Genomic DNA, 25,576 nt, shown 5'->3' with positions numbered 1-25,576 from the left:
GCCATGACGTCGCCAGGCTACGCATCTACGGTGTCTGTAGCTGCCTTGCGACGCTGTCTCTGCACTTGCTTTGTTATCTTTGCTTTTTTATGTATCTTTCTTGTATACACGTTCTTACAAAACAAATACATTGTCAAGCACCTGAGATGATTTAGAATGGATTCATTGCATACTTGATATCACTTATGGATACCCCAAAGAAGCGTTCCGAGACGCTGCGCGAATCGATTGAAGAGCTGATCGCCGTCGGCAAGCTGACGCCCGGCCAACATCTGGACGAAACCGTCCTGGCCGAGCAATTCGGCGTCTCCCGTACGCCGATCCGCGAAGCGCTGATTCAGCTGGCGTCGATGGGCATCATCGTGATGCGGCCGCGGCGCGGGGCCATCGTGGCCGAGATCGGCCCGCAGCAATTGATCGAAATGTTTGAAGTGATGGCGGAACTGGAAGCCATGTGCGGCCGTCTGGCGGCACGCCGCATGTCGGCCGCCGAACACGCGGCGCTGATGGCAGCGCATCAGGCCTGCAAGGATGCACGCGACGCCGCCGATCCGGATACCTATTTCTACAAGAATGAAGACTTTCACGGCCAGATTTACGCCGGCAGCCACAACGCCTTCCTCGAAGAGCAGGCGCGCGTCCTGCAGCGCCGCCTGCGCCCCTACCGCCGTCTGCAGCTGCGCGTGCGCGATCGTCTGAAAAGGTCTTACGACGAACACGAAGGCGTGGTCAACGCCATCATCTCGGGCGACAGCGAGCGCACGGTGGAACTGCTGCGCCAGCACGTGATGGTCCAGGGGCAACGCTTTGCCGACCTGGTAGCATCGCTGCACCAGTTGAAGTCGACGCCGGATAGCGAGAAGCCGTCGCTTAGCGATGCGCTGGCGTGATGCCTGGCTGCGCCTTAATCCAGACTGAATCCCCACAAGACATCAAGCACATGTTGCGTCGGCCGTTCGATATTTTCAGCGCGGTGCGCAATGCCGAGCTGACGCCATAGCGTCGGCTTCAGGGGGCGCATCTGGATCCGTGCATCCGGCAGCGAGGCGCCCTCCTCATGCGGCAGCAAGGTAGCGCCATAGCCTGCCGCCACCAGACTCTTGATCGCATCGTTGTAATTGAGCTGAATGCGCGGCACCGGCCGTTGTCCGCCGGTGGCAAACCATTCCTGCGTCAGATGCGAAAGCCGTGTACCCGAGTCGTTCAGAATCAGCTTTTGCGCCGCCAGCCATTCCGGCGTGACGCGCGCGGGGCAGCGCCAGTCCGCCGGCAAGAAGGCCATCACCGGGTCGCGCCGCCACGGCTGGACCGATAGCCGCGCCATCGGCGACTGCGGCAAGGCGACCAGGCCGACATCCAGCGTTCCCTCATTCAAACGGGTCAGCGTCTCTTGCGAGGTCAGCACTTCGACCTGCACATCGATACCGGGATGATCCTGTCCCAGCACTTCCAAAGCTTGCGGCAGCAGATGCGCGATCGCCCCGGTGGAAGCTCCCAGGCGTACGCGCCCCGCCAGCCCCTGCACTTGCCGCTGCACATCCTGCAGCGCCTGCTCGGCATCGGCCAGCAAACGCCGCGCGCGTTCGATCAGCGTCTCGCCTATCGTGGTGGGACGCACCTGTCCACGCTTGCGCGACAGCAGCGCGGCGCCGATGCGCTCTTCCAGATCGGCAATATGCAGGCTGATGGTCGGTGGCGCCAGATGCAGCACGCGTGCGGCTTCGGCGAAAGAGCCGAGATCGGCAATGGCGACCAGGGTGCGCAGACGGTCAAGATTGATTTCCCGCATTGGTGTTTTCCTCTCGGATCTTTCAAAGATCAGAAAAACTGAACATTATCATTATTAAATTCAACTTTTCCTATTCTATCAATGCGCGCAAGATCAGGCTCAGCTTCTTTCTTTTGTACTTTTTTGTGTTTGTTGTTAACCAAAGGATCTCGATCATGGCTTCTCCTCTTGTTTTCATCGACGGCGACCAGGGCACTACCGGCCTGCAAATCCACGAACGCCTGCGCAACCGCAGCGACATCCAACTGGTCACGCTGCCCGCAGCAGAACGCAAAGATCCGTTACGCCGCGCCGAAGCGATCAATGCAGCCGATATTGCGATCCTCTGCCTGCCCGACGCCGCAGCGAAGGAAGCCGTCGCAACCATCGAAAATCCGTCCGTGCGCGTGATCGACGCCAGCTCCGCCCATCGCACCACCGAGGGCTGGGTGTATGGATTCCCTGAACTGGATGCCGGACAAGCGCAACTGATCGCCGCCGCCAAACGTGTCACCAATCCCGGCTGCTACCCGACCGGCGCAATCGGCCTGCTGCGTCCCTTGATACAAGCGGGCTTGCTGCCGCGCGACTATCCGATCAGCGTACACGCGGTATCAGGCTATTCGGGTGGCGGCCGCCCTTCCGTCGAACAGTACGAAGGGCCATCGGCTGCGCAGGCTCCCGCCTTTCAGGTCTATGGCACCGCCCTCGCGCACAAACACCCGCCCGAGATGCAACGCTACACGGGACTGGATCACCGTCCGATCTTCGTACCGGCCTATGGCGCCTTCCGCCAGGGCATCGTCCTGACCGTGCCGCTGGAACTGCGTCTGCTGGCGTCTGGCGTAACAGGCGAGCAGCTGCACGCCGCATTGAACAGCCATTACGCGAACTCCCAATACGTACGCGTGATTTCACTGGAAGAAAGCAAAACGCTGACCCAGCTCAATCCACAGGCGCTGAACAACACCAACAACATGGAATTGGCGGCGTTCATCAATGAAGAGCACGGACATGTGCTGCTGTCGGCGGTGTTCGACAATCTCGGCAAAGGCGCATCCGGTGCGGCGGTGCAGAATCTGGATCTGATGCTGGCACACGGCTGATCGATAACGGTATTTCGTTTCAGCTTCAGTAAAAAGCCCTGCTATTGTGGGGCTTTTTCATTGTGTTGCCGGCGCCTGCCTGCACACTCGGCATCGCCGTGATAATATACGATTCATATACGCTTTATATACAACTCATATAAACAGGCATCTTATGGGAATCGTTAAAATCACTGAGCAGATGCATACGAATCTGCGCCTTACCAGCGGCGCAATGAGCCGCTCGATCAATTCGCAGGCCGAGCACTGGCTGCGCGTCGGCATGATGGCCGAACTGAATCCAGGTCTTTGCTATAGCGAGATCTGCCAGAAACTCATCGAAGCCGAGAAGCAGGCCGGGGAATCGCCCCAGGAAATCACCCTGTCGCTTGAGAAAGCCTGACGGCCATGCAAGTCATCATCAAATCGCCATCCGACATTGCGATGCTGCGCAAGTCCGGCGCATTGGCGGCGCAAGTCCTGAGCATGATTGCCGAACACGTTCGTCCCGGCGTCACGACCAACGAGCTGGACCGGCTATGTCACGACTACATCGTCAATGTTCTGCAGGCGGTACCCATCAATGTGGGCTATCGCGGCTATCCCAAAACGATTTGTACTTCGGTCAATCACGTGATCTGCCACGGCATACCTTCCGACAAGGCCTTGAAGAACGGCGACATCGTCAATATCGACGTGGCCCTGACCAAAGATGGATGGCATGGCGATACCAGCCGCATGTATTTTGTGGGTGAACCCGGCATCTTGTCCAGGCGTCTGGTCAATACGACTTACGAAGCGATGCGCGCAGGGATACTTGCCGTGCGGCCGGGTGCAACCCTGGGTGATGTGGGTTACGCCATCCAATCGGTGGCGCACAAGGAAGGTTTCAGCGTGGTCCGCGAGTATTGCGGTCACGGCATCGGCAAGATCTATCATGAAGATCTGCAGGTGCTGCACTACGGCCGACCGGGCGAAGGCCTGAAGCTTCAGACGGGGATGGTGTTCACGATTGAACCCATGATCAACGCCGGCAAGCGGCATACCAAAGAACTGCCGGACGGCTGGACCGTCGTGACCAAGGACCACTCTTTATCCGCGCAATGGGAACATATGGTTGCCGTCACGGAAAGCGGCTTTGAAGTGCTGACGCCGTGGCCGGATGGATATGGAGACTACTCTCCGATACCCATCCCCAATTTGTAATCCGGAGTGTCTTTCCGTACTCAGTTCACTCTTCAGTTCAGAACCAGCAGAAGCTCGTCCAGTCGTTCCAGCGTCGAGGTCAAGCCTGCCTGCAACCCCATGTCGATAACTTGCTGGAGTGCCTGCGGCGACGCGTAGGAAACGACCGTCTCCACCAGCGTATGTGTGGCCGCATCCGAGAAGCTGATATTCCATGTAGACCTCGGCAGGTTCGGATTCACTGCGCCGGTCTCGTCGGAAAAGCCGTCAAGCGATGTATAGCCGTCGATCGGTCGGATGGTCTGATAGTCCATGCGGCCCCAGTACTCCTGTCCATTGGGTTCGACCATCGCGTAGTGCCAGTGCCCGCCTTCGCTGAAATCCATGGACTTGGTTTTCGTGGTCAAAGGCTTGGGCGCAAACCACCGATCCAGAAGTTCGCTTTTCGTATAGCAGTCCCACACCAGTTGTCGCTTGGCTGCAAACTCTCTTTTGACCGTGATGGTGTTTTTCACTTTGTCGACAAGGAAGTCAAATTGAAGATCAGCTTTCATCGTTTTCGCCTTTCAGGGTCATTAATAAATTATCGAGATTGTCGTATCGGCTTTCCCAGACCGCGCGCTGCTCATCAAACCATTTCTGAGCGGCGGTCAACGTCCCGCGTTTCAACTTGCAGGTTCGCACCCGCCCTACTTTCTCTGACGCAATGAGGCCGCTGCTTTCCAGGACCTTGATGTGCTTCAGGAAGGAAGGCAGCCCCAATCCGTAGGGCTCCGCAAGCTCTTTGATGGAAGCCGAGCCGTTACCGAGCCTCGCAATCACCGATCGCCTGGTAGGGTCGGCCAATGCGTGGAATACGTCGTTGAGTGATGAAGAATAGTTTTCCATATGGAGAACTATAATAAATACTTCTCCATTTGGCAAACTATTTAATGAAGATTTTGCCTTGGTGTTTTTCCCTGGATCTCGTAGGCGTGCTTTATGGCGTAGCGGCCCGTCCGCAAAAAAGCCCGCGCAGGCGGGCTTTTTTACATCGCTGATTGCTGATCAGGCTTACCTGGATTTCTTCGCCGCCAGCCATTCATTCAGCGCCGCCCTGCCGGTACCGCTGAAGTCGGTAAACACGCCATCCACGCCGGCATCAAAAAAAGCTTTGTATTCCGCCTTCGGATCACCCTTGTAGGTATCGGTCAGACGCGTAGCTTCGTCACGGAATGTGAAAGGATGCACGAACAGCCCCAGTCGATGCGCATCGGCAACCAGTGAAGTCGGCGCCATGTTCGATGCCTGGCTCAGTGACTTGACCGGATTGCCTGCAGCATCCACTCCCTGCGCCGAAATGATGTATACCTTCCACGGGCCGATACCGTCGGCATAGGTCTTGATTTCAGCCAGTCCTTCCGGTGTCGCCATTGCCGCGAATGTCCGCGGATCGCCATGCTGCAGCCACGAATATGGCTTGGCCGTGTCAGGCGAATTGTAGGTCAATGTGCCGTTCTTGAAGTTGATGCCGTCGCCGTCCATCAGTTGCACGGCGCGCGTTTTCAGGCCAAGGCGGCGCATCATCTTCAGGCTTTCCGGTTCGAACGACTGCACGATGATCGGCGCATCGAAGCTGTTCCAGCCTTCTTTGTCGATCATGGCCAGCAGCTTTTCTTCCAGCGGCACGCCCAGCAAACGCTGGAAGATCGGGTTCTTGGTTTCCGGGTAGACCAGCAGCTTGCTGGACGGATTTGCGGCGCGTGTCGCTTTGGCAAGGTCGATAACCTCCTGGAAGGTCGCCAATGGGTACTTGCCGTCGTATTGATGGCTGCGAACGGCGACCGGTTGCTTGACGCGCAAGGTCTTCAACTCGGCCGCCGTGAAATCACTGATGTACCAGTCCGGAGGAACCGCCACGCCGTCCACGGTGCGCGCTTTCTTGCGCGATGCGAATTCGGGATGATCGGCCACATCGGTGGTATCGCTCAGGAAAGGGTTATGGCAAACGAACAGCACACCGTCGCTGGATGACATCAGGTCCATTTCCAATGCATCGGTGCCGGCGGCAATGGCAGCCTGATAACCTGCGATGATTTCTTCCGGATACAAGCCTGGCAAACCACGGTGGCCGATGACCAATGGCGCTTTGCCATCCAGGGTCTTGATATCTGCGGTTGCTCCCTGCGGGCCGGCGCATCCGGCGATCAGGGCTGCCGCGGCAATGAATGAAAGTGAAAATACAGTCGACTTGCGGATCATGAGTTCTCTTTTCTTAACGGTTGGTCTCGCCTGCGATAAATGAAAAGCACCTTAAGCAGAAATCACCTTAACAGCGGCTTTCCTGCGGATCAGGTCTGCGCGAAAAGTAGACCGTATTTATGTGACCTTGATATGACTTCGGCGCAGGTCGCGGTCATTGCTTGCCGCCTCAACAACGCCGCTGCCTGAAACGATCTAGAATCATGCTGCCTATAGATTTTCGCTATCCTCTCAGACCACGACCAGACCGGCGCCGACTTCACCATGAACAAACAGAACCCACACACTCTCGATAACGCCACCTGGGCAGCGCTCACCACCAGACAAGCAGACTTGCGCGAAGGCGCCCGTCACGCGTTTCGCTATCGTACCGACGTAGCACCGTTTGCAGCAGTAGAAACACTTACCGAAGAGTCCATCCGCGAACTGGTGACGCTGACAAGATCGAGTGGATTCGTCGTGTTCCCCTCGCTTGTTTCTCTGCCTGAGATCGACGGCCTGATGATGGAGTCGCCTGGCACCCTTCTTCAGATGATCGACGTGGGCTCGCCAAGCGGCGGCACAAGCACCGATGTCATTCGGCTGGAAGAAAAGGATGTACCGGACATGATCGCCTTGACCGAGAAGACTAAACCAGGGCCATTCGGTAAGCGAACATGCGAAATGGGCAGCTACATTGGCGTGCGTCACGAAGGACAACTCATCGCGATGGCCGGAGAACGCATGCGCGTGGATGGACATACCGAAATCAGCGCCGTTTGCGTGGATGACGAACATCGCGGCAAAGGCCTGGCCGGCAGATTGATCAACATCCTGCGTGGAGAAATCCAGTCACGAGGCGACACGCCCTTCCTGCACGTGTTTGCACACAACCCAGACGCCATCTCCTTGTACGAAAAACTCGGTTTCGAGGTGCGGCAACACTTCCAGCTCTATCGACTCACACCGAAATGATTCCCTGAGCAATCGGTCCGTCAACCGATCTTCAGCGACTCATCACCATCCAGCGCCAACGGCAGCGCCCTGGCCCATCGATTTGCCGACAACGAAAAAGTCAGCGAGCGTACCTGGTGATACCACCCCGCCGGCACATAGAGAAGTTCGCCCGGTTGCATGATGCATTCGATCATCGCCGCCTGACGCGCAAGCGGAAACTTCTCAAAGTCCGGCGCCTCGGGATCGAACGGCGAACCGAACAAAATGGCGTTTGCCTCGCGCGGATAGAGGAATTGATCGTGATGCGGCGGCGACAGGAAGATACGCTTGCTACCCCATATCTGCGCAAAGATATTGTCGTCATAGTCGCAATGCAGCGGCGTCACCGTTCCTGAAGGACCAAGCCAGAATCGCGGCGGTCCCATTTTCTTGAAATAAGCCGGCCAGTGGCACAAGCTGTTCAATTCACGGAGCGCCAGATTGCCCACATAGGGCGGCAGGTCGTGCGTGTCGTTCGCGACGAGATCAAGGTAGGCAAGCAAAGACATGTCCTGCATTGCCCGGTCAGACGCAAAAGCAGTATTGACATAGTCCCCCACCCTCGCCCGCACGTGCACTCCGCCAAAGCGATCGCGCAAGGTCTGCGGCGTCAGCGTGGACAAAGGCCATTTACCGACAATCCCGGTGACAACGAATGGCAGTCCGTCCTTTGCACGCTGCTGAAATGCTGCCGCGTCGAGCCGTCCCACCCGAGGCACTTCCGAAATGCGTTGCAGATTGCGACTAGCGCGCTTGATTGATTCGCGCATTTCATCTATGGAAGTGACACCGCGAACCCGTGCGTCCCGCTGCTCCTGTGCGTGTTTTCTTGCAATGGCATCTTCGGCCGACAAACCTGTCGGCGATGGCCGGGGCGGCAGTTGTCGCGACGATTGGCGCATCCCGATGCCTCGTTGCTCTTGCTTATCGTCTGCTGGATTGTCGTACTTCATCTGGCGGGTGCAGGTTGCGTCTTCAAATCAATTCCTGTTTTATCTGCCTTGATGGAATTGCTCAAGGAATTCGTCTGATGCCACATGATCCGCGAGATTCCGCAATGCCGCTGCGGAATCCGCACCCAGTACATCCTCGACCCGTTGATTCGCCTTGGCCCAGTACGTGAGGGCTTCTTGCAGGCGACCAGCACCGGCAGGCGTCAGAACTCCCCGTTTAGTTCTCCTGTCCACCTCGTCAGGCTGCAACTCGACGAGTCCGTCTCTGATAAGTGGTTTTAATGCATGCGTAACAGCAGAAATCTGAATCGAGAGTTTTGTCGCGAGATCTTGCAAAGAGGGAGCCTTGCCTTCGTTTGCTGCCGCCAACCGCTCTATTTCCGACAATAAACTTACCTGGGTCGCCTTCAATCCCAATGGAGCAAGTGCATCGTCATACAGGTTTCCAAGCCTTCTGGCTGCACGCCTCATTGCGGTATTGGTGCAAGCCAGGACTTCAAAGACATTTTTCGCTTCGCTTTTCGCTTTGCGCATGTTGCTCACAGCCTTCATTTCAAAGTTTTTTCAATATCGCAAGAATGGTTGAGTACAAGACTATTGACAAGTACTATTCGCTTGATTATATACTTGAGCCCTCAATTAAATAATTGAGCACTCAAGTTAATCAATGGAGAATATATGTCTGCTTCCAAAAAGAGCGCTGTAGTCACAGGCGCATCGTCAGGCCTCGGCGCCGTATATGCCGATCGCCTGGCAGCACGAGGTTACGATCTCATTCTGGTGGCGCGCCGTGCTGATCGTCTGGCCGCACTGTCAGAAAAACTGTCCGGCACGTACGGAATAACCGTGCAAGTCCTTGCCGCCGATCTCGAAAAAGAAACCGATCTGGCCAGAGTCGAAAGTGCATTGCGCAACAATGGCAGTGTGCACATGCTGGTGAACAATGCAGGCTTGGCAAGATTGCGTCCATTTGCTCAAAGTTCTTCTTCGGATACCGATTCGCAACTTTCCCTGAACATCACTGCGTTAACGCGCCTTACCCAGGCCGTGCTTCCTGGATTTATCTCGCGCAACGATGGCGTCATCGTCAACATTGCTTCAGTGCTGGCTGTTCATTCGCTCCCAATCAGTTCTGTCTATAGCGGAACCAAGGCTTATGTATTGGCGTTTAGTCGCGGACTCCAAGGTGAGTTAGCCAATACCGGCGTGAAGGTTCAGGTCGTGCTGCCTGCATCAACAGCAACGGAGATCTGGACGGAAGGCGTCTCCGGCATTCCTCTTTCAGCCCTGAACCAGGATAGTGTGATGAGCGCAGAAGATTGCGTTGACGCTGCACTCAAAGGTCTTGACATGAATGAACCCGTAACGTGGCCTTCAGTCGCCGACGGCTCCTTGTGGACCGCTTTTGACACCGCGCGCGCTACCCTGTTCGCCGCCACCCAGGTCGGTACGCCGGCGCCGCGCTACAAGGCGTAGTCAGGATGAGCGGCGATTTCCACCTTTTGTTTGGCGAAATGCGCCGCTCCTCTATAGTCCCGGTGTGATAGACGCCATCCAATGTCGATTAAAATGCAGGCCTGGCAGGAAATAGTGCGCCCTTGTGAAGGTCGCCACTTAAATGACCTCTCCCTGACTTCCTGACGCAATACATTGACGATGCTCCCATTAGACAACCAAGAATCAGCCACGCCCTCCTTCGGCGCCATCGCCAGGGAGTCGGTTGATACTGCGCAAGAACATCTGAGCGATATCCTCAGCATTGCGATCGGGCATGGACTCACGCATGCCGCAGTGGTGGTATTCGATACCCGCTGCGATCTCGCCGCCGCTTTGACCGAAGCCTATCGGCGTTGCCTGCCGACTGCGCGCTTCATCAATTTTGATACGGTTGCACCTGACGCAGTCCTGGCCGCCTTTGCCCTGCTTGCTCCTGACGATCTGGTGATACTGATTCAATCCACCAATTTTCGTCTTGAGGCTTTCCGCCTGCGCGTCGAACTCTTCAAACGTTCGCTCAAGGTGATCGAACATCCCCACTTGTCGCGCATGCCCGGCCTGCAAGCCGACTACTATATCGCGTCGCTGGCCTACGACCCGGCGTATTACCGTGATGTCGGCTACGCCCTGAAAGCCCGCATTGATCGTGCATGTGGCGGCATAGTTGACAGCGGTGGTGAGCGTCTGGTCTTCGCTGCGCCGTTTGAGCCGGCAAAACTGAACATCGGCGACTACAGCGAGATGAACAACGTCGGCGGCCAGTTCCCCATCGGCGAGGTGTTTACTGAATCTCAAGATCTGGAAGCAGTGAACGGACGCGTACGCATTTTTGTTTTTGGCGACACCTCATTCCGGGTGAACAAGCCGGAGCAAGCCATCACATTGGTGATTACCAAAGGCCGCGTGAGCGAAGTGATCGACTCCACGCCGGATTTCGATCAGGTGCTGGAGAAGATTCGGGCTGATGAGGGCGAGGTATGGCTGCGTGAACTTGGCTTTGGCATGAACCGCGCATTTTCACGGGAACGCATGGTCGACGACATTGGCACTTACGAGCGGATGTGCGGTATCCATCTGTCACTCGGCGCCAAACACGGGGTCTACAGCAAGCCTAATATCAGGCGTACCACGGCGCGCTATCACATCGACGTGTTTGCAGTGACGGAGGCGGTGTACCTTGATGATGAGCTGGTGTATCGGGATGGGGCCTGGCAGGTCTGATCTTTCAAATCGGTAAAAATTGTCATCAAAGTTTTCTCAGACTCTCAAAATAGCGCACATCCCCGCTCAAGGGATCGGTAAAGGCGATTGAACGCGCCAGCAGTTTCAGCGGCATGTCGTAATTGTCCTCCACGCCCGCAGGCACAGTATGCGGATAAAAATTGTCGTTGAGGATGGGAATCCCAAGCGCGGCCATGTGCACGCGCAGCTGATGCTTGCGCCCGGTCACAGGATTGAGCCTGTATAGCGCCTGGCCGCCTTGCCGCTCGATCAGATCGATATGGGTTTCTGAATTCGGTTCGCCGGCCTCTTCGCGCATCAGGAAGAACTTGTCTGCATCAACCAGACGGCTGCGATAAACAAACGGGAAGTCCCGCCCCTCAAGGAGACCTGCCAGCGCCTCGTAAGTCTTGTCCATAGTTCGCTGCTGGAACATCGACTGATACGCGCCGCGGCTGTCCGGATTGTGCGAAAAGATGATGACGCCGGCGGTCTCGCGATCGAGCCGGTGGATTGGCGTGAGATCGGCCAGTCCGGTTTTCTTCTTAAGACGCACCAGCAGACTCTCGTGCAGGAAGCGCCCGGTCGGGGTCACCGGCACGAAATGCGGTTTGTCGACTACCAGCAGATGCTCGTCCTGATGCAGGATGGCCTCTTCGAAGGGAATCGCCTCTTCGCTGCCGTCCAGGTCGCGGTAATAAAAGATGCAGTCGCCGCGCCGGTAAGGCGACATTGGCGTGAGAATTTCACCTCGCTGGTTCATGACTTCGCCACGCGCCATACGCTGGCGCCAGGCTTCCTCGCTAATCGCAGGGAAGCGCTCGCGCAAAAACGCCAGCATGCCGATACCGTCCCACAAACCCGGGTCTTGCTGCAGCCACAGATAACTCGGCGCAACGCCGTCTTTCAACGGCAGAGGTGCTTTCGGTTTCATGCCTTGCCGGTGAGCTTGCGCGCGGCACGGCGTTGCCATGCGATGACGCTGGGATTGGTGTCCAGATGCGCTTTGATGCGCGCGCGCTGGGTGTCGGTGAGCGGCAATGTGCGCAGCAGTTCGGGCCAGCTTTGCATGGCGCGTTCGACCGTGTCGACCAGAACCATTTGCAGCTTCGGTTCCGGGATGCTCCAGATATTGGCCAGTTCACGCAGAACCGCGGGCGTGAGCAGCTGCCGCGCCTTTTCTCCCGGCGCAAACGCCAGTGCGTGACCGTGCCCGGCCAGATAGGCGGAATACGCGACGATATCGTAGGCAGGCGATAGCTCCGCTGCCTGCGACGTGCGGTACAACATGCTGAAATTCTTCAGGTGCGCATCGAAATTACCGAGCAACTCGTTCACCTTGATCCGGCGCAGCAGTTCAAAAAGATCGTCCTCCCCTTTAACGCTGCGCTCCAGCAACACCACGCCCAGCGCCGCGTACGTCCCGGCATATTTGGCTGCTGCCGGCGTGCCGGTGATCTGGGCGAAGTCTTCCATGTGCAGACGCCCGGTCGGCGTGCCTGCATCGCGGTCGAATCTGTGGATCAGCAGGAAGTTTTCAGCATCGCTGCGCAAGCCGAACGGCAGGCGGTCGGCAATCGCCGTCAGCGGCACCAGCTCGTGGTCGCAGACTTGCACGCCGGCCGCGCGCGCCAGCGCCAGCGACGAGAACTCCACCTCCGGCATGTGCGGATAATCGGACGCCGGCAGCTTGCCGATGAAGTGCGCGCCCTGCGCATCCTTGGAGCGCATCACATAGCGCCCGCCTGAAGCGCGCACCAGACCGATCTTGGGCTGCACGCCGGAAATCGACTCTCCGTCCGGCGTCGGCAACTGCCCTGCACTCATTTCATAGCTATCGCGGCCCTGCCCGATCAGGCGGCCGAGATGCGCGTCGTCGAGGTTTTCCGACAGCGCGGAGACGTCGCCAGGCAAATCCTTGCCGCAAAAGGCCAGCAAACCGAATTCATCATCAGGAGCCAAACCCGCGCGTTCGATCAGATGCTTGCGCAGTTGGCCTTCGGGCAGCAGGTTCTGGAAGAACGGCGGCAAACCGCCCTTGCCGTCTCCGCGATTGACGTCCAGAGCGGGATTGAGCAACTGCGCCACGGTACGGTCTTCGCTCGATGCGCGGTACAACTGCGACAGCACCGGCCGCTGCGCATCGACCGCATACGCATCGTCGAAACGGAAATAAACGCGGCCATCGTCCAAGGCAAACAAGGAACCGACTTCGGTCACCCCCAGGCGGATTCGCAGTGAACGCAACATGCTCATGGCGCGCTCCTCATCAATTGATGCAAGCGTTCGGACAGCTCGGTACGCGCGCCTTCGCCTTCGGCGGCGCGTTGTGCGGAGACTTCCTGCGGCACCAGCAACAGCTCCAGACCAAGCTCGCTGCAGATTGAAAGCAGCTTGCTGAGTTCGATGTTGCCTTTGCCGGTTTCCAGCGCTTGCAGCGTATTGCGGTGTATACCGCTACGCTCGGCCAGATTGGCCGAACTGAGCTTCTGAGATTTGCGTACTTCGCGGATGCGTGCGCCAAGGCCTTGAATAGAATGCATAATAAATTGTACAGATGATCTTAAAGACCATTTTATTATGCATTTTGAAAAAATCAAGGAAATACATATTTAATTAGTCAATTATATTAAATGACTAATTTATTATGCAAAATAAATCTCCTTCAATCCCTGAAGGCACAAAACAAAAAATCGCCCACAAGGAGCGATTTTAGTAAAACCAATCAGCCGATATCGTGGTGATCGTCGATCAGGCCACAGTATTAACGTTGCGGCCAATATTCGGATTGGCCGGCAGTGGCGGCGGCAATGCTTGCAACACGCCGATAGCCGCAGAAGCTTGCGTATCCAATGCTTTTTTCAACATGGTCATGCTGACTGCATCGGCAGTTTCAGCAGCGGACAATGCCGATGCAACGGCGGGAATGTTTCCAATATCCATGACGACTCCTTGAATGACTGCATTTCTTAACGACATATTTCCGTATTTCTTTACGCCAATCAAGATTTTTTACAAAAATACTTTCTAATTATTGCCAATAAAACAAATAGTTAGCGAAATATGCAGGCAAAAAAAATCGCATCACGAGGATGCGATTTCAAAAAATGAACCCTGATGCGCCGGGTTTCCCCCTCAGGCCTTGGTGTTAACGAGACGGCCTATATTTGGATTGGCTGGCAAGGCTGGGCTGACGAGAGCGACGACATCATCAACAACATGATTGGCCACTTTTGTCAGATCCAGTCCGATTCCTTCTACGGCTTTTTTCGCCAGCCAAGCGGTTGCGACACCAGTTGCCAGAGATGCGATCTCCATGATGACTCCTTTCTAGAACTCATTTCATCTATAGGCACGAGTGCGAGCTTGCCCTGCTTGCGATGAAGTGCAAGGCGCGAATCAGGGGCAAGACCGGGCGTCTTGCCCCTGATTCGTAACGCAGCAATTCGCCCAAACAGATCGCTCCCTCCGGATTCTTCCCAGAAAGGGAGCTGGCCGCGTTACGCTCCCGGCGCGTGGCACCGCCACGCGACGCGTCACGCGCCTTGCCAGTGCCCTTTCTGGGAAGAACGCATCCCGTGCCTATAGATGAAATGAGTTCAAGTGCAACTTCCCGTTAGCGACACAATCTGACAAGTCTTTACGAATTACACATGTCCTTATCTTTGTTTTACACAGGTTAAGATTTCGCGCCACGCAAGCCTTACACTCGCGCTATCCGATCGATTAAGATCGCTTCAAGCCCCATCCTCCGTTTTCCCCATCCTCCGTTTTCCCCATCCTCCGTTTTCCCCATGCTCCATACATTAGAAAAAATCAGCACGTCCCCCATCAATGCCGAACTCGATCTTCTGATCGAATTGATAAAAGCTATTCGCCCTAAAAAAAGCGAGGCGCCGGAACTGGCCATCACCAATGTGCGCACCCTGACGCACTTGCTGCAACAACATCCGCACTACGCCGCAACACTGCGCCACTACCTGCTGCATCTGCTGTCGGTACGGCGCCAGACCAGTCTCTATACCGATATCGGCATTCTCTCCAATGACGGGTTCTTTTCGGAGTTGCATCGCCGCATCGCTTACCGCATCCTGCCGCCGGCTCTGGACGACCGCTACCTGCCGGATTGCCTGGAAAAGATTTTCCCCTTCAATACCGATTACCTGTGGATGCAAGCCGTCCCGCAGGCGGACTGGGCGGCGCTGTTTGACGTGCTGAGCAAGGCGGAGATCGAATTGCCGGATCTCGAACAGATCGACGAGCAAAAGACACTGACCGAAATCCTGCTGGCCATTCAAGTGCTGTCCTATCGGATCAGCGCCATCGGCATCGAGCCGGAACTGATCCGCATCTACAGCGACATCAAGGCTTTCGAGTCGCCTTTCCTGATGCAAAACGTAGAGCTGCACCGCTATCTCGAAGGCTATATGCGCCATCTTAATGGCGATCCGACGCCGGTCGAAGACGCCAGCCACGTCCTCGTAATGCTGGAGCAATGCCAGGACGTCGTGAAAAAGATCCGCAACAGCACCCTGCGTCTTGGCACCAGCATCTCCGTCACGTATCGCCTGGTGCGTCTGGATCAGCATCTGGATCGTCTGCACAAGTTGCTGTCGCTGGTCGACGTCGGCACCGCCGACACGTCCGCCGCCGTCGCCGCCGGAAAACGCAGCATCGGCCTGGAACTGGGCCTGGAACTGATCGAAGCGCACAACCGCAAATACACCGTGCGCGATCTGTTCGCCGCCAACATCAACCTGCTGGCGCGCAACATCACCGAAAACGCCAGCCGCACCGGCGAGCACTACATCGCCGAAGACCGCCGCGAATACGCCGCCATGTACCGCTCGGCAGCGGGCGCGGGCTTCATCATCGGTTTCATGTCGCTGATCAAGATCCTGTTTTCGTATCTACGCGCGGCGCCGCTGGTGGAAGCCTTTTTGTTCAGCATGAACTATTCGCTGGGTTTCATGTTCATTCATGTGCTGCATTTCACGGTGGCGACCAAACAACCTGCCATGACCGCTTCGCGCATCGCGGCGGGCCTGCATAGCCGCGATGGCCGCAATATCGATCTCGACAGCCTGACGGAACTGATCGTCAAGGTGATCCGTACCCAGTTCGTCGCCGTGCTGGGCAACCTGACGATTGCCTTTCCGGTAGCTTATTTGCTGGTCTACATTTACTTCCTCGTGACCGGGCATCACTTCGTCACGCCTGACAAGGCGCAACATCTGCTGCACGACATCGATCCGTTCTCCAGCCTTGCCTTGTTCCATGCGGCCATCGCCGGCGTCTGCCTGTTCCTGGCAGGATTGATATCGGGTTATTACGACAACAAGGCGCTCTACACCCGCATGTCGCAACGCGTGGCGCGTGCACGCTGGCTCAACGGTTTGCTTGGTAAAGCGCGCACCGCGCGTCTGGGTGATTACCTGGAAACCGGCCTGGGCGGCCTGATGGGGAATTTTTACTTTGGTATTTTGCTAGGCACCATCGGCACTATCGGCTTCATGATCGGCCTGCCGATCGACATCCGTCACATTACCTTTTCGGCAACCAACTTTGCCATCGCGCTGGTCGCGCTCGACCACGCTGTGAGCTGGCATGTAATTGCGGTGTCGACCTTCGGCGTGCTGGCGATCGGCACCGTCAACCTGTGGGTGAGTTTTTCGCTGGCGCTGTTTGTGGCCTTGCGTTCGCGCCAGGTGAAGTTCCGCCACAGCTGGCCATTGCTGAAGTCGCTGTGCCGGCGCTTCCTGAAAAAGCCGGTGGACTTCTTCATTCCGCCCAAGCCAGCGCCATTGCCGGCGCAGCAGAACGGCATCGGGCCGTCCTGAAGCTTTCGCCCTGAAGTTTTATTTCGCCGGTTTGTCCAACTGCTCGTAGACCGTATTGGCAATCCGCGCCAGTTCGCCGCGGTCGATACTGCCGGACAAGGCATAGCCGAACTTGCCGTCGATCCAGTAGAACACATTGACCGTACCTTCCTGTGCAAAACGGAAACCGGTGTCCTTGTTCTGAACCTGGTCGGTGGAGACGTACAAGGTCAAGCGCTGGCCGGCGCCGTCGTGGTACATGAATTGCGCCACCGGTCCGCTCTGCCCCGGCAGCAAGCGGCCGCCGATGAGTTCATAGCCCAGCGGCGCCAGCTTGGGTGCGCGGACGTCCGCACCGATACGCTTGGACAGCCAGCGCACCAGAGCTTCTTCCTGATCGGCGCCAACCTCCACCGGGCGGCGAGGATCCGGCGTATAGACGGCGTGCGCCACAGCGGCGCGGCGTGCCATCATCAACGGCGCATCTACGCGCGTCACCGATCCGGCGGCACTGGCAATCCAGGTCACCGACGACGATTGCGCCGCACCATGCAAATACCAGCCGCCGGCGCCGGCGAATACGGCCACGATCAGGATTGCGGCATAACGTTGCAGCAATTCCCAGTTGCTGCTGGGACGCGCCGACAACCGTGCCGGTACAGGCTCATCCAGCACTGGATCGAACAGGAGGTGCAGGGCCTGATTCTGATGGCGATAAGTGCGCAGGCGTTCGGCTTCGTCCGGATTGATTTCCAGATAGGCGGCGACCTCTTCCAGCCGTTCTTCGGGCAGCAGGCCGTCGACATAAGCTTGCAAGTCGGCTTCGGTAATCGGCATCGGTTTCATTTGACCACCTTCAACGGCGAATGCTGGGGCCGCCCCTCGACCAGCGTGCGCAAGCGCTCACGGGCGCGCGACAGGCGCGACATGACGGTCCCGATGGGGATACTCAGTGTCGCGGCGACTTCTTCATACGTCATTTCTTCCAGCACCACCAACAACAAAATCTCTCTTTGCTCTGCGGCCAGCAGACGCAAAGCCGACTCCAGGTCGTAACCGACCAGCCGGTCCGGCGCGTAGGCGGGTGTTGCCAGCGCATCTTCATCATCCAGCGTCACGGTCGGGATTACCGGCTTGCGGCGCTGATCGACATGCAGGTTGTGCATGATGCTGAATAGCCACGGCCGCATGTCGCCACCCTTGCGCCAGCTCGACAGCTTTTGCCAGGCGCGTTCCATCGTATCCTGCACGAGGTCGTCCGCACCGGCGCGATCGCCCACCAGCGCCCGCGCATAACGGCGCAGGCGTGGAATGCAGGCTAGCAAATGACTTTCGTCGGACATAGATTTGCGATGTGAGCGCGGCGAATTGGCTAATCAGTTCTTGATAACGTGCCAGATGTTCTTGAAGTTGTCGCCGTTGCGGTCGCCTGCTTTCTTGTCGGCAGCGAAGGTGTACAGCGGTTTGCCATTGACGGCCAGTTGCGGGCTGCCATCATCGCGCTTGATCACGGAAAACGGTGCGCTCGGTGTGCCGGTTGGCGCAACCGGTGGCCAGTTGGCCGCACATGGGCCGTTGCAGACGCTCTTGCCGGCGGTGTCGTTATCGAAGGTATAGACGGTCATGCCGCTGGTGGTGACCAGAATGTCGTCCGTTTTCTTGACGGCCATGTCTTCGGCAAAGGCAGCAGGAGCTACGGAGGACAGCAAGGACAATGTCAGCAGGGAAAGTGGGAGCAGTTTCATTTCAGTATTCCTTTTGAGTCAGGGTTACGCGGTTTGCCTTACCCATGACCCGGTATACGTGGCACACGACGGCTTTATTCCACGCAACTGAAAATATTTTTCTCTGCCCTGCTACTTGGTGACCACCGTGCGCTGCATCGGCGCCAGCAAGGCCAGCAGCTTGTTTTGCGTGCGCGATGGAATATCCGACTTGTCCATCGACGCCTGTAAATCTTCCACCAGGGCATTGAATTGCATGTTGTTCAGCGCCAGCCCCTGATGGACTTCCTTCATCGGGTCTCCGCTGTATTTGCACGGGCCGCCGCTGAGTTCGCAGAACTGTTCCGTGATCAGCTTGGCGAGACGCTTCATGTCAGTATCCTTGAAGGTGTCCTTGATGCGCGCATCGGCCAGCGCCAGCGCCAATGTATCGTCGACAACCCTGGTCAGCACTTCCAGCCCGCCGAGGTCGCGATAGAGGCTGTCATCGCCCGGTTGCGCCTGTGCAGGCAAGGTCGTGACCAGAACGAACACTACCGCAGCCAGCCAGCCGAATTTATTTGTCGGAGTTTTCATCAAAAGCCCGCCTGCACGGAGAGATACACGCCTTCCTGGCGCTTGGGGTTATAGATAGTGATGTCGCCGAGCGACACATAGGCCAGGGTCAGCGACAGGTTCTTGCTCGGGAACCAGGCAACGAAGGCGTCGTAGTAATCCTTTTCGTTGTCGGCGGCAAGATTGCGTGGCTTCATGCGGTATTCGGCGCCGACCACCCATTTGCGGTTGAGCAGATACGCGACCGATCCTTCCAGCATGGCCTGATAGCGGTCGCCCTTGTCGCCGCCAAAACCGAGGATGCCCATCTGATTGGCCTTGGTGGCGCGCACCGTGGCGTTGACCAGCAGGCTTTGATCAAGAAACAGCTTGGTCGCCGCCAGATAATAATCAATGCCGGAATCGTCCTTGGCGCCCAGCATCTTGACGTTATTGACCGCACCCAGCCCGCCGATGCCGTTATTGCGCTTGACCATCATGCCGGCGGCGATCTGCGGCATCCAGGTATCCTGGTCGTAGACGATGTCGCCGGCCAGCTTGACCTTGATGCCGTAGATGTCCTGATCGATGCGCAGATTGTTGAGCGGCGCCTGGCTACCGGTAAAACGCTGCCTGGCGACCGACAGTTCTACCCGATCGGCGATGCCGACAGCAACGCCATACGAGGCGAGCGTGTAATCCTGGGTGCCGACATAGGTGTAGTGCGCATTGGCGCCGTAACTGTCGCGCGTACCGTAACCGGTGATGGTCGCCCACGGCACCAGCCCGCCGCCGCCCGCGCCTTCGACCTGAATCACGCCGGCCGTGGCCATCAGCTTGCCCATGTCGGGAGTCATGCTGCCTGTGGTTTCTGCGATTGCCGAGGCCGAAGCCATTGTCAGTGCACACGCCGATAGGGCGATCAGCGGTTTGAATGAAATGGATTTTTTATTGGCTTGCTTGTCTGTCATGTTCCCCCCTGGCGGCATGACCTTGCTATCCGGAAAATCATATTGCCATATTTTCCGACTGGCTTGGCATTTCCGGAGCTTTCCATTGCTCCAGCCATTCGATCAAGCGATCTCCCGGCATCGGCTTGCTCATGTAATAACCCTGCGCCTGATCGCAGCCCATCTGTTTGAGCAGATGCCAGACCGCGAGCGTCTCCAGCCCTTCCGCTACGACGCGCAGGCCAAGATTATGGCCGAGGTCGATGGTAGATTTGACGATCTTGGCGTCGTCGGCGTCATGCTCCATATTCATGACAAAGGACTTGTCGATTTTCAGTTCATCCACCGGCAGGCGCTTCAGGTACGCCAGCGACGAATAACCGGTGCCGAAGTCGTCAATTGCCAGTTCCACGCCCATGCCGTGCAAACGCTCCAGCGTCAGCTGCGCGCGTATGGGATCGTCCATGATCGCGCTCTCGGTGATTTCCAGACACATTGACGACGGCGGCAAGTGATTGCGCGCCAGGATGTCGGCGAAATGCGTCGGCAAATCCTGATCGAGCAAATCGCGGGTCGACAGATTGACCGAGAATTTCAGCGTGATGCCCTTCTTCTGCAGCTCGGCGCACAGCACAGCCGTCTTGTTCAGCATCCACGAGGTCAGCATGCGAATGAAACCGGTGGTTTCAGCAAAGGGAATAAAGTTGTCCGGACCGATGAAACCCTTTTCCGGATGCACCCAGCGCACCAGCGCTTCGGCGCCGACCACCTTGCCCGTGGCCAGCTCGACTTTGGGCTGCGCATAAAGCAGGAATTCGTTGCGGTCGAGCGCGCGGCGCAATTCGCTCAGCAGGCTCAGGCTTTCCTGGCTGCTCTTGTCGATCGACGGATCGTAGACCGTGAAGCCGCTGCCGCGACGCTTGGCGACATACATCGCCACTTCGGCGCTGCTGAGCAGCGTGTCGCTGTTCTGGCCGTTCTCCGGATAACCGGAAATGCCGATCCCGGCGCCCAGATCGACCGTCTGATCGCCTATTGAAATCGGCATTTCCAGCGAATGCAGGATGCGCTTGGCCTGGCGGATCGCTTCAGTGGCATCGGTGGCCGGCAAGAGGATGGCATACTCGTCGCCGCCGAGACGGGCGACCTTGTCGTTTTCACGCTCCAGCTGCTGCTCGAGGCGACGGCCGACTTCACGCAGCAGGCTGTCGCCAAAACTATGGCCCAGCACGTCATTAACATGCTGGAAGCGGTCCAGGTCCATCATCAGGATGTGGCACTGCCCATGGCTGGCCTTGGCGCGTTCAATGGCTGCATTGAGCAAGGTCGCAAACTGGACCCGGTTCGGCAGATCCGTCAACGGATCCCAATACGCCAGGCGCCGGATTTCAAGTTCGCGGTTGGCGATGCCGGTGCGCATGCTCTCAAAGGCTTCGGCAAGCTTGCCGATTTCATCGCCGCCTTTGATGTCGATGCGGGCGCGATAGTCGCCGGCGCCCAGACGCTTGGCGATGTCGGCCAGCGAACGCAAGGGACTGGTGATACGCCGCGCCACGAAAGCACTGGCAAAGATCGCCATCACCACGCCAATCACGCTGATGGTCAGCAGAATCAGTTGCAGGCGCCGGTATGGCGCGACGGCTTCGCTGATCGACCGCTGCAATACCGCTACGGCGCTTTGATTAGAGGATCCTTTGGCCAGCACCAGCAGGCGCGCGCTGTAATCGTTGTCGCCGATCGTGAGCTGCGGGATGAAGGAGCTGGAGTCTGGTTTCTGCGGCAGCTGATGCATCAGCATGCCGGACTCTTCTTTCGGCAAAGTTGACACATCCTGCTGCCATTGGCCGCCACGCGTGCTGACCATGACGCTGACCTGCAGCGACGACAAGGCGCGCATGTCGGAAATAAGTTTTTGATCCACGGGGAAGCCCATCACGACCCAGCCGATAATGACAGGCGCACGTACCGGCACCGCAACGATCTGGAACAGGCTGTCATCGACAATCACCGTATCCGATGCGCCGTTGGCCTCGGCCGCCTTGGCCACCAGCTCCAGCGCATTGCGCTGCAGATCGGCGCTGGGATAGGCTTGCGTAGAGGCCTTGATTTGCTGGTCGGTGCCGATCAGCATCGACAAGGTCGAACCAATGCGGGCGCCGTGATTTTCCAGGACGGAGGTGATCGTGCCCCGGTCATCGGTGCCGATTGCTTGGCGGAAGCCGAAATCCGACGCCAGCAGGCGAGCGCCTTGCGTCAGCGTATCGGCATTCTGCTGCAGCAGGCGCAGGAACACGCGCTCGCCGATGATCAGTTCATCTCGGATGGAAGCTCGAGCGTTTTCATCGATGGCTTTGCGAATGGCGACAAAACCCGCCAGTTGCACCAGCAGGATCAGGACGATGAACAGCGCGACGATGCGGTTTTCTAGACGATGCCAGCGCACTTTGAATGTGTCCCCTCGTTATTCTGTGTCTGTGCTTGCTTATTGTACCGGCACGGCCTTGACGGCCAGCTTTACCGATGCCGCCACGTCCGCGCCCTGATAGTTGAGCGGCTGCTCCGCTGCCGCTTCGTTGGGCGCCATCTTGAAATACCAGGCTTTCAAGGCGTATTTACCGTTGGCCAGTCCGTCCAGCCTGGCGTGGCCCGACATGTCGGTCTTGGCAAAATACGGTGTATTCACCACCTGCAGGTAGGCCACCATCTGATCATGGATATTGCAGCCAAGGACAACTGTACCAACTTTATCAAAAACGATGGGACTGGTCGGAACGCCGGAATACAGCTTCAACTCGAACGTCTTGGCGGGGGAAAACGAATAAACGTGGTGGCGCACCTTGTCGTGATTCGGGAACAGCACGGGTGTGCCTACCTGTACCACGCTGACCAAGGGGAAGAATTTGATGTCTTTTTGCTCAATTTCAGCTTGTTTGAGCGACTTCGGCACCGTCTGGCCGCCAGTCGGCTCGGCATACACCACGGCATTAGGCACCGGCGTACCAGCCACATCAAGCACCTGTACGGTGACGGCCGCCGCTGCCGCAGGCGCAGCATGCATGGCCACCGCCGATGCCATCAGCACGACAGTCCCCTTCAGCATGCGGCATGCATGCTTTTGAACGAACGATAAACGCATGATCGGAATGAATCGAAAATTAGGCAGAAGCTTCTGCCGACCCGCTCACTCCGGATTTTTGATGAACCCGCATTGAGCGAGGGTCATTATGCAATTAAATTCGATCTTTGCGCAGTTAAATAACCAACAACAGCAGGAACAATTTCCGATCGAACGTGGGCGGCGTTGAGTCCCGGCGGTGCGATCAACACGACCGCATTGACCAGCGCCTTGAGCATGCGCTGCACCACAAAGGCCGCCACATCAACATCCGGCGAGGTGATGGTCTTGCGATGCTTGGTCAACACACCCTTGATCGCCTCGAAAAAACGCTGGCGTACATGGTTGGAAACCGGCAGGTGAAAAGAAGGAAATTCTTCTTCCAGAATGCGATTGAGCTCAGGTTCGACCAGATGGGCGGTCACCAGTGCCTCGATCAGCGCCTCAAAATCGCTTTCCAGGCTGCCTGACTCGTCCATCGTGGCGACCACCTCTTCAAACAGATGCAGCATGCGGGCCACATGGCGCTCGCGCAGCGCAAAAATGAGCGCATCCTTGTTCGGGAAATATTGATACAAGGAGCCAACGCTGATGCCCGCGGCTTCCGCCACAAGGTTGGTGTTGGTCTTGGCGTAGCCGCGCTCGACCAGCACTCGCGCCATAGCGTCGAGAATGGTGTCGACCATGGCTTTGGAGCGTGCCTGGCGTGGTTCTTTCCTGGGCTGCAGTTTCATTTTTTTATTCCAATTTACAACATGAGCTAATGTTCGTATATCCGAGTATAATACAAAAGATGAGTTTTTACTCGCCAGCTCGCAAATGCTTCGGCGAGATGCCTTCAGAGACCTGCCCAATACATCGGCGCGCGGCAATGACGTCGGCGACAAATTCAACAGACGCATCACTTGTTCTCACCCGGATACTGCAACAAAAAAACCACCTTGGAGAATTACATGAAATCCGCCTCATCGCCTGCACTGCGTTTGCGGGTGATCGCTTTGTGTACCCTGACGATCGGCATGCTGGGCTTGTCCGGCTGCGCCAGTTTCAGCGGTATCAACAGCGACAAACACATGGCGCAACCCGGCGACTACGCCGTCGAGCGCAGCCTGGCCGCCCAGGGAAGCCAGACGAGCCAAGGACAATGGCCCGCCGCCAACTGGGTTGATCAATTCGGAGATCCGCAACTGACCGCACTGATTGCCGAGGCCATGGAAAACAACCCGAGCCTGCAGCAAGCTCAGGCCCGCATCGCCTCCGCCAGCGCACTGGCGGAAAGCAAAGGCGCACCATTGCTGCCGACGGTTGACGCCGAAGCGTCGTTCACCCGCAACCTGTTCCCGGAAACCACGATTTACCCAGCCCCTTACGGCGGCAGCTGGTACAACGAAAAGAAGGCTTTCCTGAGCCTGGGTTACGAACTGGATGTCTGGGGCAAGAACCACGCCGCGCTTGAACAGGCCGTCTCACAGAAAAAGGCTGCCGAAGCCAGCGCGCAGGAAACCCGTCTCGTCATCACCAGCTCGATCGCATCAGCTTACAACCAGCTCGCCACCGAGTACGCCCTGCATGACATTTTGCAGCGTACCGTTACGCAGCGCGAATCTTTGCAAAGAATTACCGCTGACCGCGTCAAGACCGGTCTCGATACGCAGATCGAACGTAACCAGTCGCAAGGCAGCAGTGCTGACGCCCGCGCCCAACTGGTGCAAAGCGAAGGCCAGATCACCCTCACCCGCCAGCAGCTCGGCGTATTGATGGGCAAAGGCCCCGACCGCGGTCTGCAGGTCGCCGCACCGCGCATGACCACGCTGACTACACCCGCATTGCCGTCGGCCCTGCCGCTGAATCTGCTGGGACGCCGCCCTGACATCGTCGCTGCACGCTGGCAAGTGGAAGCCGCCAGCAAGGACGTCGATGTTGCCAAGGCGCGCTTCTACCCCGACATCAACCTGTCGGCAATGATCGGTTTCGATTCGCTGCTCAACGCCAATCCGTTCACGGCGGCCAGCAAGAGCATCGCCTACGGCCCGGCCATCAGCCTGCCGATCTTTGAAGGCGGCGCATTGCGCGCCAATCTCAAAGGCTCCTACGCGTCCTACGACATGGCGGTAGCGTCGTATAACCAGACCTTGAACGATGCTTATGGCGATGTCGCCAAGCAGATCACCGGCATCCGCTCCATCGACCGGCAGTTGCCGATCCGCCGCGAAGCACTGGCATCGACGCAGCGCGCTTACGACCTCGCCAGGGAACGCTATCGCATCGGCCTGACGTCGCAACTGGTTGTACTCAATGCGGAAACCGCCCTGCTCGGCCAGCAACAGGCATTGATCAACCTGGAAGCCAGTCGCCGCAACCAGCAGATCGGTTTGTTCAAGGCGCTCGGCGGCGGATTCAATGCACAGCAAGCCGGACTGGCTGTCGCACCGCCGGATGCCGGCGCCGTCAAGCCCCAATAAATTATTAACAAAATTGTTCCAAGCGTGGAGCAGCCGGCCTTCAGATC

Annotated in this window: 28 protein-coding genes; 9 read left to right on the top strand and 19 right to left on the bottom strand. The window is 57.4% G+C overall.

Annotated elements, in window-relative coordinates; genetic code table 11:
• Nucleotides 1–185: 185 nt before the first annotated feature.
• On the top strand, nt 186–890 hold the full coding sequence (locus AC1RN6_RS17285) for a GntR family transcriptional regulator (protein ID WP_493006674.1): 705 nt from the start codon (nt 186–188) through the stop codon (nt 888–890).
• A gap of 14 nt (nt 891–904) precedes the next feature.
• On the opposite strand, the gene AC1RN6_RS17280 is transcribed toward AC1RN6_RS17285, so the two are convergent.
• Nucleotides 905–1,789, bottom strand: coding sequence for a LysR family transcriptional regulator (locus AC1RN6_RS17280; RefSeq protein WP_493006673.1), 885 nt, complete (start codon nt 1,787–1,789; stop codon nt 905–907).
• A gap of 155 nt (nt 1,790–1,944) precedes the next feature.
• Here AC1RN6_RS17280 and argC point away from each other — a divergent pair, with 155 nt between their 5' ends.
• From argC to map, 3 genes are all read left to right on the top strand, one after another.
• On the top strand, nt 1,945–2,874 hold the full coding sequence (argC, locus tag AC1RN6_RS17275) for an N-acetyl-gamma-glutamyl-phosphate reductase (RefSeq protein ID WP_493006672.1): 930 nt from the start codon (nt 1,945–1,947) through the stop codon (nt 2,872–2,874).
• A 154-nt stretch (nt 2,875–3,028) separates the two neighbouring features.
• Complete coding sequence (locus AC1RN6_RS17270) at nt 3,029–3,256, top strand: ParD-like family protein (protein ID WP_493006671.1); 228 nt, start codon at nt 3,029–3,031, stop codon at nt 3,254–3,256.
• Between the two features lie 5 nt (nt 3,257–3,261).
• Nucleotides 3,262–4,059, top strand: coding sequence for a type I methionyl aminopeptidase (map, locus tag AC1RN6_RS17265; RefSeq protein WP_493006670.1), 798 nt, complete (start codon nt 3,262–3,264; stop codon nt 4,057–4,059).
• 32 nt (nt 4,060–4,091) lie between these two features.
• Here the strand turns inward: map and AC1RN6_RS17260 are convergent, their stop codons facing one another.
• The 3 genes from AC1RN6_RS17260 to AC1RN6_RS17250 all read right to left on the bottom strand — a co-directional run bounded on the left by AC1RN6_RS17260 (nt 4,092) and on the right by AC1RN6_RS17250 (nt 6,279).
• On the bottom strand, nt 4,092–4,592 hold the full coding sequence (locus AC1RN6_RS17260) for an SRPBCC family protein (RefSeq protein ID WP_493006669.1): 501 nt from the start codon (nt 4,590–4,592) through the stop codon (nt 4,092–4,094).
• Nucleotides 4,582–4,926 (bottom strand): ArsR/SmtB family transcription factor, encoded by a 345-nt coding sequence (locus AC1RN6_RS17255; RefSeq protein ID WP_493006668.1) that lies wholly within the window; start codon nt 4,924–4,926, stop codon nt 4,582–4,584. Before AC1RN6_RS17255 ends, AC1RN6_RS17260 begins: the two co-directional genes overlap by 11 nt.
• Nucleotides 4,927–5,091: 165 nt before the next feature.
• Entirely contained in the window at nt 5,092–6,279 is a 1,188-nt protein-coding gene (locus AC1RN6_RS17250) for a glycerophosphodiester phosphodiesterase family protein (protein WP_493006667.1), read from the bottom strand.
• A 264-nt stretch (nt 6,280–6,543) separates the two neighbouring features.
• Between AC1RN6_RS17250 and AC1RN6_RS17245 the strand changes: the two genes are divergently transcribed.
• Nucleotides 6,544–7,233, top strand: a complete 690-nt coding sequence (locus AC1RN6_RS17245; RefSeq protein ID WP_493006666.1) for a GNAT family N-acetyltransferase — start codon at nt 6,544–6,546, stop codon at nt 7,231–7,233.
• Between the two features lie 20 nt (nt 7,234–7,253).
• Here AC1RN6_RS17245 and AC1RN6_RS17240 read toward each other — a convergent pair whose 3' ends face one another.
• Together AC1RN6_RS17240 and AC1RN6_RS17235 are read right to left on the bottom strand one after the other, a co-directional pair.
• Nucleotides 7,254–8,156, bottom strand: a complete 903-nt coding sequence (locus AC1RN6_RS17240; RefSeq protein WP_493006931.1) for a cupin-like domain-containing protein — start codon at nt 8,154–8,156, stop codon at nt 7,254–7,256.
• Nucleotides 8,157–8,246: 90 nt separating this feature from the next.
• On the bottom strand, nt 8,247–8,741 hold the full coding sequence (locus tag AC1RN6_RS17235; RefSeq protein WP_493006665.1) for a MarR family winged helix-turn-helix transcriptional regulator: 495 nt from the start codon (nt 8,739–8,741) through the stop codon (nt 8,247–8,249).
• A 144-nt stretch (nt 8,742–8,885) separates the two neighbouring features.
• Between AC1RN6_RS17235 and AC1RN6_RS17230 the strand changes: the two genes are divergently transcribed.
• Together AC1RN6_RS17230 and AC1RN6_RS17225 are read left to right on the top strand one after the other, a co-directional pair.
• The gene (locus AC1RN6_RS17230; RefSeq protein ID WP_493006664.1) at nt 8,886–9,683 is read left to right on the top strand and encodes an SDR family NAD(P)-dependent oxidoreductase; all 798 of its coding nucleotides are present in this window, start codon (nt 8,886–8,888) and stop codon (nt 9,681–9,683) included.
• A 180-nt stretch (nt 9,684–9,863) separates the two neighbouring features.
• Nucleotides 9,864–10,925 (top strand): M29 family metallopeptidase, encoded by a 1,062-nt coding sequence (locus AC1RN6_RS17225; protein WP_493006663.1) that lies wholly within the window; start codon nt 9,864–9,866, stop codon nt 10,923–10,925.
• A 25-nt stretch (nt 10,926–10,950) separates the two neighbouring features.
• Here the strand turns inward: AC1RN6_RS17225 and AC1RN6_RS17220 are convergent, their stop codons facing one another.
• The 5 genes from AC1RN6_RS17220 to AC1RN6_RS17200 all read right to left on the bottom strand — a co-directional run bounded on the left by AC1RN6_RS17220 (nt 10,951) and on the right by AC1RN6_RS17200 (nt 14,243).
• A complete protein-coding gene (locus AC1RN6_RS17220; RefSeq protein WP_493006662.1) occupies nt 10,951–11,859 on the bottom strand; it encodes a pseudouridine synthase in 909 nt (302 codons plus the stop codon).
• Complete coding sequence (locus tag AC1RN6_RS17215; RefSeq protein WP_493006661.1) at nt 11,856–13,181, bottom strand: type II toxin-antitoxin system HipA family toxin; 1,326 nt, start codon at nt 13,179–13,181, stop codon at nt 11,856–11,858. The genes AC1RN6_RS17220 and AC1RN6_RS17215 overlap by 4 nt, the downstream gene beginning before the upstream one ends.
• Nucleotides 13,178–13,468, bottom strand: a complete 291-nt coding sequence (locus AC1RN6_RS17210) for a helix-turn-helix transcriptional regulator (protein ID WP_493006660.1) — start codon at nt 13,466–13,468, stop codon at nt 13,178–13,180. Before AC1RN6_RS17210 ends, AC1RN6_RS17215 begins: the two co-directional genes overlap by 4 nt.
• 208 nt (nt 13,469–13,676) lie before the next feature.
• Nucleotides 13,677–13,931, bottom strand: coding sequence for a YjfB family protein (locus AC1RN6_RS17205; RefSeq protein WP_493006659.1), 255 nt, complete (start codon nt 13,929–13,931; stop codon nt 13,677–13,679).
• 129 nt (nt 13,932–14,060) lie between these two features.
• Nucleotides 14,061–14,243 (bottom strand): hypothetical protein, encoded by a 183-nt coding sequence (locus AC1RN6_RS17200; protein ID WP_493006658.1) that lies wholly within the window; start codon nt 14,241–14,243, stop codon nt 14,061–14,063.
• 476 nt (nt 14,244–14,719) lie between these two features.
• Between AC1RN6_RS17200 and AC1RN6_RS17195 the strand changes: the two genes are divergently transcribed.
• Complete coding sequence (locus AC1RN6_RS17195; protein WP_493006657.1) at nt 14,720–16,765, top strand: site-specific recombinase; 2,046 nt, start codon at nt 14,720–14,722, stop codon at nt 16,763–16,765.
• Between the two features lie 18 nt (nt 16,766–16,783).
• Here AC1RN6_RS17195 and AC1RN6_RS17190 read toward each other — a convergent pair whose 3' ends face one another.
• The 8 genes from AC1RN6_RS17190 to AC1RN6_RS17155 all read right to left on the bottom strand — a co-directional run bounded on the left by AC1RN6_RS17190 (nt 16,784) and on the right by AC1RN6_RS17155 (nt 23,801).
• On the bottom strand, nt 16,784–17,590 hold the full coding sequence (locus AC1RN6_RS17190) for an anti-sigma factor family protein (protein ID WP_493006656.1): 807 nt from the start codon (nt 17,588–17,590) through the stop codon (nt 16,784–16,786).
• Nucleotides 17,587–18,087: an RNA polymerase sigma factor gene (locus tag AC1RN6_RS17185; RefSeq protein WP_493006655.1), complete on the bottom strand. Its 501-nt coding sequence runs from the start codon at nt 18,085–18,087 to the stop codon at nt 17,587–17,589. The genes AC1RN6_RS17190 and AC1RN6_RS17185 overlap by 4 nt, the downstream gene beginning before the upstream one ends.
• Nucleotides 18,088–18,120: 33 nt before the next feature.
• Entirely contained in the window at nt 18,121–18,489 is a 369-nt protein-coding gene (locus AC1RN6_RS17180; protein WP_493006654.1) for a COG4315 family predicted lipoprotein, read from the bottom strand.
• Between the two features lie 111 nt (nt 18,490–18,600).
• Nucleotides 18,601–19,044 (bottom strand): group I truncated hemoglobin, encoded by a 444-nt coding sequence (locus tag AC1RN6_RS17175; RefSeq protein WP_493006653.1) that lies wholly within the window; start codon nt 19,042–19,044, stop codon nt 18,601–18,603.
• Nucleotides 19,044–19,898: a DUF3034 family protein gene (locus AC1RN6_RS17170; protein WP_493006930.1), complete on the bottom strand. Its 855-nt coding sequence runs from the start codon at nt 19,896–19,898 to the stop codon at nt 19,044–19,046. The genes AC1RN6_RS17175 and AC1RN6_RS17170 overlap by 1 nt, the downstream gene beginning before the upstream one ends.
• 112 nt (nt 19,899–20,010) lie before the next feature.
• Nucleotides 20,011–22,395, bottom strand: a complete 2,385-nt coding sequence (locus AC1RN6_RS17165; protein WP_493006652.1) for a putative bifunctional diguanylate cyclase/phosphodiesterase — start codon at nt 22,393–22,395, stop codon at nt 20,011–20,013.
• A 39-nt stretch (nt 22,396–22,434) separates the two neighbouring features.
• Nucleotides 22,435–23,052 (bottom strand): methylamine utilization protein, encoded by a 618-nt coding sequence (locus tag AC1RN6_RS17160; protein WP_493006651.1) that lies wholly within the window; start codon nt 23,050–23,052, stop codon nt 22,435–22,437.
• Nucleotides 23,053–23,174: 122 nt separating this feature from the next.
• Nucleotides 23,175–23,801 carry a TetR/AcrR family transcriptional regulator gene (locus tag AC1RN6_RS17155; RefSeq protein WP_493006650.1) on the bottom strand — a complete coding sequence of 209 codons (627 nt, stop codon included), beginning with the start codon at nt 23,799–23,801 and terminating at the stop codon, nt 23,175–23,177.
• Nucleotides 23,802–24,020: 219 nt separating this feature from the next.
• On the opposite strand from AC1RN6_RS17155, the gene AC1RN6_RS17150 reads away from it, so the two are divergent.
• Nucleotides 24,021–25,529 (top strand): efflux transporter outer membrane subunit, encoded by a 1,509-nt coding sequence (locus tag AC1RN6_RS17150; RefSeq protein ID WP_493006649.1) that lies wholly within the window; start codon nt 24,021–24,023, stop codon nt 25,527–25,529.
• Nucleotides 25,530–25,576: the final 47 nt, after the last annotated feature.

It is taken from the genome of Herbaspirillum sp. GW822-FHT03A08 (assembly GCF_058801885.1).
Note: the sequence above shows the minus strand (reverse complement) of the source record. Positions and strands in the feature narration are given on the sequence as shown.

What these genes read in the sequence shown, in the direction of transcription:
- AC1RN6_RS17285 (WP_493006674.1), top strand. Translation starts at nt 186, where the DNA reads ATGGATACCCCAAAGAAGCGTTCCGAGACGCTGCGCGAATCGATTGAA.
- AC1RN6_RS17280 (WP_493006673.1), bottom strand. Translation starts at nt 1,789, where the DNA reads ATGCGGGAAATCAATCTTGACCGTCTGCGCACCCTGGTCGCCATTGCC.
- argC (WP_493006672.1), top strand. Translation starts at nt 1,945, where the DNA reads ATGGCTTCTCCTCTTGTTTTCATCGACGGCGACCAGGGCACTACCGGC.
- AC1RN6_RS17270 (WP_493006671.1), top strand. Translation starts at nt 3,029, where the DNA reads ATGGGAATCGTTAAAATCACTGAGCAGATGCATACGAATCTGCGCCTT.
- map (WP_493006670.1), top strand. Translation starts at nt 3,262, where the DNA reads ATGCAAGTCATCATCAAATCGCCATCCGACATTGCGATGCTGCGCAAG.
- AC1RN6_RS17260 (WP_493006669.1), bottom strand. Translation starts at nt 4,592, where the DNA reads ATGAAAGCTGATCTTCAATTTGACTTCCTTGTCGACAAAGTGAAAAAC.
- AC1RN6_RS17255 (WP_493006668.1), bottom strand. Translation starts at nt 4,926, where the DNA reads ATGGAAAACTATTCTTCATCACTCAACGACGTATTCCACGCATTGGCC.
- AC1RN6_RS17250 (WP_493006667.1), bottom strand. Translation starts at nt 6,279, where the DNA reads ATGATCCGCAAGTCGACTGTATTTTCACTTTCATTCATTGCCGCGGCA.
- AC1RN6_RS17245 (WP_493006666.1), top strand. Translation starts at nt 6,544, where the DNA reads ATGAACAAACAGAACCCACACACTCTCGATAACGCCACCTGGGCAGCG.
- AC1RN6_RS17240 (WP_493006931.1), bottom strand. Translation starts at nt 8,156, where the DNA reads ATGCGCCAATCGTCGCGACAACTGCCGCCCCGGCCATCGCCGACAGGT.
- AC1RN6_RS17235 (WP_493006665.1), bottom strand. Translation starts at nt 8,741, where the DNA reads ATGCGCAAAGCGAAAAGCGAAGCGAAAAATGTCTTTGAAGTCCTGGCT.
- AC1RN6_RS17230 (WP_493006664.1), top strand. Translation starts at nt 8,886, where the DNA reads ATGTCTGCTTCCAAAAAGAGCGCTGTAGTCACAGGCGCATCGTCAGGC.
- AC1RN6_RS17225 (WP_493006663.1), top strand. Translation starts at nt 9,864, where the DNA reads ATGCTCCCATTAGACAACCAAGAATCAGCCACGCCCTCCTTCGGCGCC.
- AC1RN6_RS17220 (WP_493006662.1), bottom strand. Translation starts at nt 11,859, where the DNA reads ATGAAACCGAAAGCACCTCTGCCGTTGAAAGACGGCGTTGCGCCGAGT.
- AC1RN6_RS17215 (WP_493006661.1), bottom strand. Translation starts at nt 13,181, where the DNA reads ATGAGCATGTTGCGTTCACTGCGAATCCGCCTGGGGGTGACCGAAGTC.
- AC1RN6_RS17210 (WP_493006660.1), bottom strand. Translation starts at nt 13,468, where the DNA reads ATGCATTCTATTCAAGGCCTTGGCGCACGCATCCGCGAAGTACGCAAA.
- AC1RN6_RS17200 (WP_493006658.1), bottom strand. Translation starts at nt 14,243, where the DNA reads ATGGAGATCGCATCTCTGGCAACTGGTGTCGCAACCGCTTGGCTGGCG.
- AC1RN6_RS17195 (WP_493006657.1), top strand. Translation starts at nt 14,720, where the DNA reads ATGCTCCATACATTAGAAAAAATCAGCACGTCCCCCATCAATGCCGAA.
- AC1RN6_RS17190 (WP_493006656.1), bottom strand. Translation starts at nt 17,590, where the DNA reads ATGAAACCGATGCCGATTACCGAAGCCGACTTGCAAGCTTATGTCGAC.
- AC1RN6_RS17185 (WP_493006655.1), bottom strand. Translation starts at nt 18,087, where the DNA reads ATGTCCGACGAAAGTCATTTGCTAGCCTGCATTCCACGCCTGCGCCGT.
- AC1RN6_RS17180 (WP_493006654.1), bottom strand. Translation starts at nt 18,489, where the DNA reads ATGAAACTGCTCCCACTTTCCCTGCTGACATTGTCCTTGCTGTCCTCC.
- AC1RN6_RS17175 (WP_493006653.1), bottom strand. Translation starts at nt 19,044, where the DNA reads ATGAAAACTCCGACAAATAAATTCGGCTGGCTGGCTGCGGTAGTGTTC.
- AC1RN6_RS17170 (WP_493006930.1), bottom strand. Translation starts at nt 19,898, where the DNA reads ATGGCTTCGGCCTCGGCAATCGCAGAAACCACAGGCAGCATGACTCCC.
- AC1RN6_RS17160 (WP_493006651.1), bottom strand. Translation starts at nt 23,052, where the DNA reads ATGCTGAAGGGGACTGTCGTGCTGATGGCATCGGCGGTGGCCATGCAT.
- AC1RN6_RS17155 (WP_493006650.1), bottom strand. Translation starts at nt 23,801, where the DNA reads ATGAAACTGCAGCCCAGGAAAGAACCACGCCAGGCACGCTCCAAAGCC.
- AC1RN6_RS17150 (WP_493006649.1), top strand. Translation starts at nt 24,021, where the DNA reads ATGAAATCCGCCTCATCGCCTGCACTGCGTTTGCGGGTGATCGCTTTG.